Here is a 9,230-nt window from a genome sequence, read left to right as displayed (position 1 = left end):
AAGCCTATGAGAACGTGGTGCGCGTGAATCTCTTCGGCACTTTCAATGCGCTGCGCCTCGCGGCGGCGGCGATGGCGCGCAACGAGCCCGATGCCGGAGGCGAGCGCGGCGCTTGCGTGCTCACGGCTTCGGTGGCGGCGTACGAAGGGCAGATCGGGCAGGTGCCGTATGCGTCGTCGAAGGCGGGCGTGGTGGGCATGACGCTCGTGGCCGCGCGCGACCTGGCAAGCAAGGGTATCCGTGTGTGCACGATCGCACCTGGTCTCTTCGACACGCCGCTGCTCGCGCGCCTGCCCGAAGAAATTCGCGAATCGCTCGGTCGCATGGTGCCGTTCCCGCCGCGACTCGGTGAAGCCGACGAATTCGCCGCGCTCGCGCTGCACATTCTCGAGAATCCGATGCTCAACGGCGAGACCATCCGCCTTGACGGCGCGATTCGCATGCAGCCGCGCTGAGCGAGGCCGACCATGAGCGAGGCCGACCATGAGCGACGAATTGCTGATCGAATTCTGTGACGGCATCCAGATCCTCACGATCAACCGTCCCGAGGCACGCAACGCCTGCACGAAGGCGGTGGCCGAAGCGATAGCCGCCGCGCTGGACGAACTGGAACAGCGCGACGATCTGCGGCTTGCCATCATCACCGGCGCGGGCGGCACGTTTTGCGCGGGCATGGACCTGAAGGGCTTTCTCGAAGGCGAACGGCCGAGCCTGACGGGCCGCGGCTTTGCCGGGCTCACTGAAGCGCCGCCGCGCAAGCCGCTGATTGCGGCGGTCGAAGGCTATGCGCTCGCGGGCGGCTTCGAAGTCGTGCTGGCGAGCGATCTCGTCGTGGCCGCGAACAACGCGCAGTTCGGTTTGCCCGAAGTGAAGCGCGGGCTATGCGCCGCGGCTGGCGGATTGTTGCGTCTGCAACAGCAGGTGCCGGAGCGTATCGCGATGGAGCTCGTGCTTACCGGCGACATGTTCGGCGCCCAGCGGGCCTTCGAGTTCGGCCTCGTCAACCGTCTCACCGCGCCGGGCGAAGCGCTGGCGGGCGCACTCGAACTCGCGCAGAAGATCGTGGCAAACGGCCCGCTCGCGGTGGCCGCGAGCAAGCGCGTGATGCGCGAGTCGCGCGACTGGCCCAGTACGGCGATGTTCGCGCGTCAGCGCGAGATCACGGACCCGGTGTTCGCTTCCGCCGACGCGCGAGAGGGCGCGGCGGCGTTCGCGGAGAAGCGCAAGGCAGTGTGGCAGGGGAGGTAGGGCGGCCTTTTGTCAGGCATGCGTGAGGGTTCTTCGCAGCGCCGCGAAGAACAACTCCGACTGCAATCGCTCGCCCTGAATCTGGTCGGCCACGCGCTGCGCGAGTTCGGGCGCCACGGGCCGCAACGCGCGCCCGGTAGAGCCCGCGAGCACCTGCGCGGCGCAGGCGCGCTCCAGGTAATAGAGGTCGTCGAATGCGTAGTCGACGCGCTCGCCGCACACTACCACGCCGTGATTGCCGAGGAAGCCGATGTCCTTGCCGTCGAGCGCATGCGCAATGCGCTCGCCTTCTTCGGGGCCGAGCGCGAGGCCGTTGTACTCGCGGTCGAGGGCGACGCGGCCGTGATAGCGCATCGCGTTCTGCGACAAGGTCGTATCGAGCCCACAGTCCTCCGTGAGCGTGAGGGCGGTCGCGTACGGCATGTGCGTATGTAGCACGCAGGCCTTCTTCGCGATGCCGTGGATGGCGGCATGAATGAACATCGCCGTCGGCTCCACGGCATGGCGGCCCGCCATCACGTCCCCCTGTGCGTCGACGATGACGATATCGTCGGCCATTACCTCGCTCCACATCAGGCCGCGCGGGTTCAGCAGAAAGAGGCCGTCTTCGCCGGGAAGCGCGACACTGAAGTGATTGCAGACGCCCTCACCCAACCCGAAATGCGCGGCGGCACGCAGCGCGAGCGCGAGGTCCGCGCGCAGCGTCGCGATTTCCGGGTGGTGGAACAAGTCTTCGCTTTCAATGGATCCAGCATGATGCACGGCGTTGCTCATGGGTCGTGGCTCCTGTTGTTCAGATGACCGCGTGGCGTCTGCGTCGCAGCCCGCATTCGTCATTCGCCGTCGAGCGCGAGCGGCACTTCGAGCCCCACCTTCACGCGGCTCATGCTCACCAGCGTCTTGAACCGCTTCACGTTGTTGTTCGAGAAGAATAGCTCGCGCGTGAGTTCCGTGTACTGGTCCATGTTACGCACCGCGAAAATGAGCACGAAATCCCACTCGCCCGCGACGTAGTAGCACTGCTGAATCTGCGGGCAGCGCTCGAAGGTGCGCTTCATGGCGTCCAGCAAGTCGATCTGCTCGCTCTCCACCTCGACGGTCGCGACGATTGTGATGGGATGATCGACCTTCTCGGGTGAGACGATCGCCGCGTAATGGTCGATCACGCCTTCGTCGGCGAGACGGCGCAAACGCCGGTTCACCGCAGCCGTAGAGAGGTTCACGCGCGCGCCGAGTTCGTTTTGGGGAATCTGGGCGTCGCGCTGGACTTCCATCAGGAGTTTGCGGTCGAAGGAGTCGAGATGTGTCGCCATTTACGCGGGAGCCTGAAAGTCGATATTTTTTTGCGTGACGTGGCCGCATTATGAGACTTTTTCGCGGGGGCTGCGCAATATCATTTCGACATCGCAAGTCCACCGGAGCCTACCCATGCTGTTCGCCAACTCGCGCGCCACGCGCCATGCCTACCCCGAAACGCTCGGGGCCATCCTGAACGTGAAGTCGGGCGACGAGAGCCGGGCATGGCTCGCCGGTTGGTCGCTGATCAGCCCGGAGTCCACGCCGCTCTGGGATCTGGACGGCGCAGCGGCGCGTCTGGGCGTTGCTCGCATTGGACTCAAGGACGAATCGTTTCGTTCTCCTCTTGGCAGCTTCAAGGCGCTGGGCGCACCCATCGCGCTGATGCGCCTCGTCATGCGCCTGTGGCCCCTGCAGGAGATCGATCCTCGCAAGCTGATCGAAGGCCGCTACGGCGAGATGGTCACGAACCTCACGGTCATCAGCGCGACCGATGGCAACCACGGCAAGGCGCTCGCCGCAGCAGCGCAATCGATTGGCTGTAACTGCGTGATCGTGCTGCATGCGAACGTCAGCGTCGAGCGCGAAGCGGCGATCGCCGCGTACGGCGCGCGTATCGTTCGCATCGTCGGCAACTATGACGAATCGGTCGAGCACGCGGCGCAACTGGCGAAAACGAACGGCTGGCAAGTCGTTTCCGATACCTCCTATGGCGGCTACGAGGCGATCCCGCGCGACGTCATGCAAGGCTACGGCACCATTGCGGCGGAAGTCATCGAACAGTCCGGCGATGCGTGGACGCACGTGTTTCTGCAGGGCGGCGTGGGCGGGCTCGCGGCCGGCGTAGCCAGCTACCTGTGGGAGCATCATGGCGCGGCGCGTCCGCGTTTCATCGTGGTCGAACCGCGCCAGGCCGACTGCCTGTATCAAAGCGCCATCGCCGGCCGCGCAGCGAAAGCCACCGGGTCGGTCGATTCCGTGATGGCGGGCCTTGCGTGCGGGGAGACGTCGCCGCTCGCGTGGCAGATACTCGAGCCGTGTGTCGACAACTTCATGCTGATCGACGACGAGGATGCCGTGGAGGCGATGCGTAGCCTCGCCACCGGCGCGGCAGGCGACGTGCCGATCGTAGCGGGCGAATCGGGCGCGGCAGGGCTTGCGGGCCTCGCGATGCTAATGCGCGAACCCGATCTCGCGCGCGCAGCAGGGCTCGACGCTGCCTCACGCGTCCTGTTGATCAGTACCGAGGGCGCCACGGCGCCCGGCGTGTACGCGCAACTGGTCGGCGCGTCCGCGGAGACCGTGGCGGCCCGTCGCGACGCCTGGCTGAGTCAGGTCGCGCAGTAACCAAAAAGAGGACACCCCCACATGGAAAGCACACTGCAAGGGCAACTCAAAAGCTGGCGAAAGTATCTGCACCAACGTCCCGAAACCGGCTTCGAGGAGATCCATACCGCCCACTACGTGGCCAACATCCTCGAGACACTGGGTCTCGAAGTGCACCGCGGCATTGGCGGCACGGGGCTCGTGGCAAACCTCACGGTCGGCAACGGCAAGCGCGTGATCGGCCTGCGCGCCGATATGGACGCGCTCAATATCGCGGAGCAGGCGCCGGGCCGCGCACATGCCTCGTTGAACGCGGGAAAAATGCATGCATGCGGACACGACGGCCATATGTCGATGGTCCTCGGCGCGGCGCGGCTGCTCGCCGAGCGGCGCGATTTCGACGGCACGGTGCGTTTCATCTTCCAGCCGGCCGAAGAGCATGGCCGCGGCGCCAAGGCGATGATGGCGGACGGGCTGTTCGAACGGTTTCCCGTCGATGCGATCTTCGGCGCGCACAACATGCCGGGCATGCCCGCCGGCACGTTCGCCACGCGCGCGGGCGGCATCATGGCGAGCGAGGATAACTTCGTCATCCATATCAAGGGGCGTGGCACGCACGCGGCGCGCCCGCACATGGGGGCCGATCCCATCGTCATCGCGGCGCAAATCGTGCTCGCGCTGCAAACCATCGTGTCGCGCAATCTCGACCCGAGCCTGCAAGCCGTGATCTCCTGCACGGAAGTCATCACCGACGGCATTCGCAATGTCATTCCGTCGAACGTGATCATCAAGGGCGATACGCGCAGCTATTCGAAGGAGGTGCAAGCGCTGCTAGAAACCCGCATGCGGGAAGTCAGCGTCGGCATTTGCCAGACGCACGGCGCCGAATGCAGCTTCGAGTACACGCACGAGTTCGCGCCAACGGTCAATTCGGAGCAGTTCGTCGAACTGGCAGTGAACGCCGCGCGCAGCGTGGCGGGAGACGCCGCCGTGGACGCCAACGTGCAACCGATGATGATCTCCGAGGATTTCGGTGCGTTCCTGCAGGTCGTGCCCGGGAATTTCATCTTCATCGGCAACGGCGACGTGCCGGAGCGCGGCGGGATTCCGCTGCACAACGCCGGCTACGATTTCAACGACGACATCCTGATGACCGGCGCCCGCTACTTCGCGGAAATCGCGCGCCTCGCCTTGCCGGTCGGAACCAACCAATCGTGAATATGCTGAAACTGAATGGCGAAGTGCTGCTTCGGCAACTGCGCGACGCCGATAAAACACGTATGCAGGACGCCAGGTGCGGGCCATGACGCGCAGATGATCACGCGGATCGCGCCGTCCGCAATGATCTTCGTGCCGAGCCGCGGGGGCATTAGCCACAATCCGCGCGAGCACACGGACGACGATCAGTTCATCGACGGCGCGAAGGTGCTGCTCGATGTGGTCCTCGCGCGCGGTGGCACGGCGTGAGGCCCGCGTGTTGCGCGATTACGTCCCCACCGCCGCGGCCTCGTCGAGCGCATCGTAAATGCCGATGACTCCCGCGGCGACATTGTTCCAATGATCGATGGCGTGCGTGCCGACCACGTCGTCCCAGAACGACTCCGATCCATATTGAAGACGTTGCGCGTGCAACCGTCTCGTATAGAGCTGCAGATCGAACTCGGCGGTGATGCCCAACGCGCCCACCAGCGCATGTGCGCCGTTCGCCACCAGCGGCGCGGCGCGGCTCGCACGCGCCTTCGCAATGGCCGCCGCACGATGCTCGAATAAATGCGCTCGGGGCCGCTGCGCTCGAACGCCAGTTCCGCGGTGACCTGTTCCCAGCCAGCGCTTTCGGTGCCGATCAGCGCGTCCTCCGGCAATTCGACATCGTCGAAGGTGACTTCGGAGAAGTGCGCATCGCCGGTGAGGTCCCGGATCTGCGCGACATGCACGCCCGGCAGTGACAGATCGACAATCACTTGCGAGAGCCCGCGATGCCGGTCCTCGGGCGCGCCCGAGGTGCGCACGATTGGGCAGCCATTTTTCTAACCAAAAAGGTTAATCTGGATAGCGAAATAATGGCCGTGCCTTTTCGTTCGATCTGTCGCTTACAACTATTCACGGCGTATCTTTCTGCGGCCCGACATCGATGAGCGTAACCCGTAAGGGCCAGAATTAACCTGCGGGCTAATCAGAACAAAGACGAGGTAAACGTGTAAATCGACTCAAGGTGGGACGTGTCCGAGCCGTTAGTAGGGGAAAGCTCAGATGTCACGCGGAAAGCAGCCGCACAGGAGAAAGAATTGGGCGGATTGCTGATGGAAGAGGCGTTGCCGCGCGCCGCACGGGTGGCGCGCCAGCCGATTACGGATATTTCGCGCGGCCGGAGGTGTTCGCGGTGCGCGCTACGCCGCCGCCCTTCAACGCGGTGCTGGCGGTGATGGAGTTGCTGATGAACAGCGGCCCTTGGCGTTGCGTGCCGTGCTCACCGGTTCGCTCTCGTTGCTGCATTTGGCCCATGGCGCCAGCGCCCGCGCGTTCTGGCAGGGCTTGCCGCTCGCCGGCGACGTGCTCGCCGCACTCGTGGAGCGCTGCGGCGTGCTCGGCGAGCGGTACGATCCGGTCATGTCTCCTGCATTCGCCTGATACCACCGGAAGCCCCCTGAAACAAGCACAACGGTAAGCCGGATGACCGGTTCCCCAAGCCTATTCGCGACAGATCATTACGGAGTGCAAATTGAAATCAGTACAGCAGCATGGCGTGGACGAGCGTACCACTCTGACGAGCAATAACCGGCTCGAACTGCTCCTCTTTCGCCTGGGTTCGGCGCGCAAGGGGACGGTCCGCGGCCTTTACGGCATCAACGTCTTCAAGATTCGCGAAATCGCGACCATGCCCGAGCTCACGCCGATTGCAGGCTCGCCCGAGCATCTCGCCGGCGCGGTGGATATTCGCGGCCAGATCATTCCGGTGATCGATGTCGGCTCGATGATCGGCTCCGTTTCGGAAAAGCCGCCCGGCATTCTGCTCGTGACCGAGTTTTCTCGCGGCACGCAGGCGTTCGCCGTGGAGGAAGTGGAGGACATCGTCCGGCTCGAGTGGAGCGAGGTGCTGAGTGCGGAATCGAGCGGCACCACGGGCTATGTGACGGGCGTGGCGCGCATCAATCCGGGCACCGCGAACGCGCGCCTCGCGCAACTGCTCGACGTCGAGCAGATCATGCGCGACGCCTTCCCCGAGCAGCATACCGAAGTGGGCGCCGACGCCGTGGGCGAAGCCGTGCGTCTTGCCGGCGGCCGCATCCTCGCTGCCGACGACTCGGGCTTCGCCCGCGCGCTGATCGGACAGGCGCTCACCGCGCTCGAAGTGCCGCACGTGATTGCCCACAACGGCCAGGCCGCGTGGGAGATCCTCCAGCAGATGGCGACTGATGCGCAGAGCGAAGGCATCGCAATTCGCGACAAGGTTTCGCTCGTGATCACCGACCTGGAAATGCCTGAGATGGATGGCTTCATGCTCACGCGCAAGATCAAGGCCGACCAGCGCTTGAAGCACCTTCCGGTGCTCATTCATTCGTCGCTTTCAGGCAGCGCCAACGAGGCGCACGCGCGCAACGCGGGCGCGAACGGCTACGTCTCCAAGTTCGCACCTGCGGAGCTTTCGGCGGCGATTCGCAGGGCGCTGGCCGCCTGACGCGAGCCGCAAAACCCCGGTGGCCAGCGTGGAGGAGCTGACTTTGGGCTACGGCAGCGGCGTGACGCGGACCACGCCCGGCTGCGCAATCCTGTGAACACCTCCCCTTAAACCCGGCTTTTCGAGCGATTAACCGGGAGGTGGTTGCCTGACAATCTCTAGAAACGCGGGGTGGGCTCGCACTTTCTCGAGGCAGATATGTCAAGCAGCATTACGATCACGGACGAACTGGTTGCTGAAATCGCGGAGCGGATGGCCGACGAGGGTCAGAAGGTTTCTCCCATGGCCATCTGGTCCGAAGTTCATACCGGTTCGGTGGTCGCAGTGGCTGCCTCGCTGCGCAAGTGGCGCGAAGAGCGTGCGCCGCGCGTGCAGCAGGTCGTGGAGCGCCCCGGGCTGCCGGAAACCGTGACGGACACGATGCGCGACGCGCTCGACCGTCTGTGGACGTCGGCGCAGGACGAAGCCGAGCGCGCCGTGGCGCGCCGCCTGCTGTCGATGCGCGAGCGCGTCGAGGACGCGTGCAACGAGCGCGACAATGCGCTCGAAGAGCTGCAGAGCACGGTCCAGGAACTCGACGCCCTGCAAGTCCAACTGGATAACATGACGCGCGCCTACGAGACCAGGCCCAATGCCGGCCCGGCTCTCGAGGAAGACATCGCGAGCGCGATTGGGCGCGCCGACGCAGCCGAGAAGCGCGCCGAGGAACTGGCCGGGCGCGTTTCGGCCCTCGAGGCGGAACTGGAGCGCGCGGTCGCCGAATTGGCCGCTGAGCGCGAAGCGCACGCGGCCCAGGCCGCCCAAGCCGAAGCCGCTGAGGCAGCCGCGGAGGAAAACGGCCAGGCCGAGCCGGCAGCCTCGACCGGGAATGACGAAGCGGAGCGCGCAGCGCTGGAAGCGGCTCACACGGAAGCTGTGGCGAAGCTCGAGGGCGAACTGGAAGCGATTCGCGCGGCGCTGCAAGCCGAGCAGGAAGCGCACGCGGCCCAGCGCGAACAGGTCGCCGGTGCCCAGGCCGAGCGCGATGCCGCCGCCACCGAACTGCAGAATGCCCAGCAGCAGCTCGCCAGCCTGAGCGACGAGCGCACGGCCGACGCCTCCGAAATCGCGCGTCTCACGGCGAGCCTGACCGAGGCGCAGGAGCGCGCCGACGCCGCGCAGCAGCAGGCGATCGAACTCGCCGAGATGGGCGAATTCGCCAAGGCCGCGGAATCGAGCGAAGCCGCCGAGGGCGCAGCCGAGGCACAGCCCGCGGCCGCCGATCCGGAAGAAGTCGAAGCGCTGAAGGCCCAGCTTGCCAGCGAGACGGCCAGGCACGCCGCCGCGATTGCCGATGCGCGCGAGAACATCAAGCGCTGGTCCGAGTACGCGAACGGACTGAAGCAGCAACTGGCCCAGGCCAACGAAAAGGCGATCGTGGGTCTTGCCCGCAGCGCCGGCGAAGCCTCGTTGAGCCGTCGCCTTGCCACCGAGCTGGGCCAGGTCGCGCCGGAGCATGAACTGCTGCGCAAGGAGTCCCAGCAGCAAGTGGTCGTCGAAGCGGTCAGCGCCCATCTCGAGCAGCAGGGCTATGCCTACGACGCCAAGACCGGCATGGTGTCGAAGCTGAGCACCGAAAACGCGCCGGCCTGAGCGCACCGTAGACCGTCCGTTTGACGGCGCATCGCGAGTGCGTGCGCCGACC

General features: G+C 65.4%; 9 protein-coding genes and 3 pseudogenes. 8 read left to right on the top strand and 4 right to left on the bottom strand.

Annotated features, from left to right (window positions below; translation table 11 throughout):
• Both AB4Y43_RS34200 and AB4Y43_RS34195 read left to right on the top strand, forming a co-directional pair.
• The coding region (locus AB4Y43_RS34200; RefSeq protein ID WP_368729809.1) for an SDR family NAD(P)-dependent oxidoreductase at positions 1-455 on the top strand (455 nt) is incomplete at its 5' end.
• 28 nt (positions 456-483) lie between these two features.
• Positions 484-1,248, top strand: coding sequence for a crotonase/enoyl-CoA hydratase family protein (locus tag AB4Y43_RS34195; protein ID WP_368729808.1), 765 nt, complete (start codon positions 484-486; stop codon positions 1,246-1,248).
• Positions 1,249-1,260: 12 nt separating this feature from the next.
• Here the strand turns inward: AB4Y43_RS34195 and AB4Y43_RS34190 are convergent, their stop codons facing one another.
• Together AB4Y43_RS34190 and AB4Y43_RS34185 are read right to left on the bottom strand one after the other, a co-directional pair.
• Positions 1,261-2,022 (bottom strand): aldolase, encoded by a 762-nt coding sequence (locus tag AB4Y43_RS34190; RefSeq protein ID WP_368729807.1) that lies wholly within the window; start codon positions 2,020-2,022, stop codon positions 1,261-1,263.
• A 59-nt stretch (positions 2,023-2,081) separates the two neighbouring features.
• Positions 2,082-2,561, bottom strand: a complete 480-nt coding sequence (locus tag AB4Y43_RS34185; protein ID WP_028208368.1) for an Lrp/AsnC family transcriptional regulator — start codon at positions 2,559-2,561, stop codon at positions 2,082-2,084.
• 115 nt (positions 2,562-2,676) lie between these two features.
• Here AB4Y43_RS34185 and AB4Y43_RS34180 point away from each other — a divergent pair, with 115 nt between their 5' ends.
• The 3 genes and pseudogenes from AB4Y43_RS34180 to AB4Y43_RS34170 all read left to right on the top strand — a co-directional run.
• A complete protein-coding gene (locus AB4Y43_RS34180) occupies positions 2,677-3,891 on the top strand; it encodes a diaminopropionate ammonia-lyase (RefSeq protein WP_368729806.1) in 1,215 nt (404 codons plus the stop codon).
• Between the two features lie 21 nt (positions 3,892-3,912).
• A complete protein-coding gene (locus AB4Y43_RS34175) occupies positions 3,913-5,088 on the top strand; it encodes a M20 aminoacylase family protein (RefSeq protein WP_368729805.1) in 1,176 nt (391 codons plus the stop codon).
• 75 nt (positions 5,089-5,163) lie between these two features.
• A pseudogene (locus tag AB4Y43_RS34170) lies at positions 5,164-5,337 on the top strand (M20/M25/M40 family metallo-hydrolase); the annotation flags it as partial.
• Positions 5,338-5,355: 18 nt separating this feature from the next.
• On the opposite strand, the pseudogene AB4Y43_RS34165 reads toward AB4Y43_RS34170, so the two are convergent.
• Positions 5,356-5,622 (bottom strand): annotated as a pseudogene (locus AB4Y43_RS34165) (hypothetical protein); the annotation flags it as partial.
• Positions 5,623-5,624: 2 nt separating this feature from the next.
• Positions 5,625-5,882, bottom strand: a pseudogene (locus AB4Y43_RS34160) (acyl-CoA dehydrogenase); the annotation flags it as partial.
• 436 nt (positions 5,883-6,318) lie between these two features.
• Between AB4Y43_RS34160 and AB4Y43_RS34155 the strand changes: the two are divergent.
• The 3 genes from AB4Y43_RS34155 to AB4Y43_RS34145 all read left to right on the top strand — a co-directional run bounded on the left by AB4Y43_RS34155 (position 6,319) and on the right by AB4Y43_RS34145 (position 9,178).
• Complete coding sequence (locus AB4Y43_RS34155) at positions 6,319-6,498, top strand: hypothetical protein (RefSeq protein WP_368729804.1); 180 nt, start codon at positions 6,319-6,321, stop codon at positions 6,496-6,498.
• A gap of 91 nt (positions 6,499-6,589) precedes the next feature.
• Positions 6,590-7,546, top strand: a complete 957-nt coding sequence (locus tag AB4Y43_RS34150) for a chemotaxis protein CheV (protein WP_368729803.1) — start codon at positions 6,590-6,592, stop codon at positions 7,544-7,546.
• Between the two features lie 198 nt (positions 7,547-7,744).
• Positions 7,745-9,178: a DNA-binding protein gene (locus tag AB4Y43_RS34145; RefSeq protein WP_368729802.1), complete on the top strand. Its 1,434-nt coding sequence runs from the start codon at positions 7,745-7,747 to the stop codon at positions 9,176-9,178.
• Positions 9,179-9,230 lie beyond the last annotated feature (52 nt).

Source organism: Paraburkholderia sp. BR10872, assembly GCF_040965835.1.
Taxonomy (GTDB): Bacteria; Pseudomonadota; Gammaproteobacteria; order Burkholderiales; family Burkholderiaceae; genus Paraburkholderia; species Paraburkholderia nodosa_A.
Note: the sequence above shows the minus strand (reverse complement) of the source record. Positions and strands in the feature narration are given on the sequence as shown.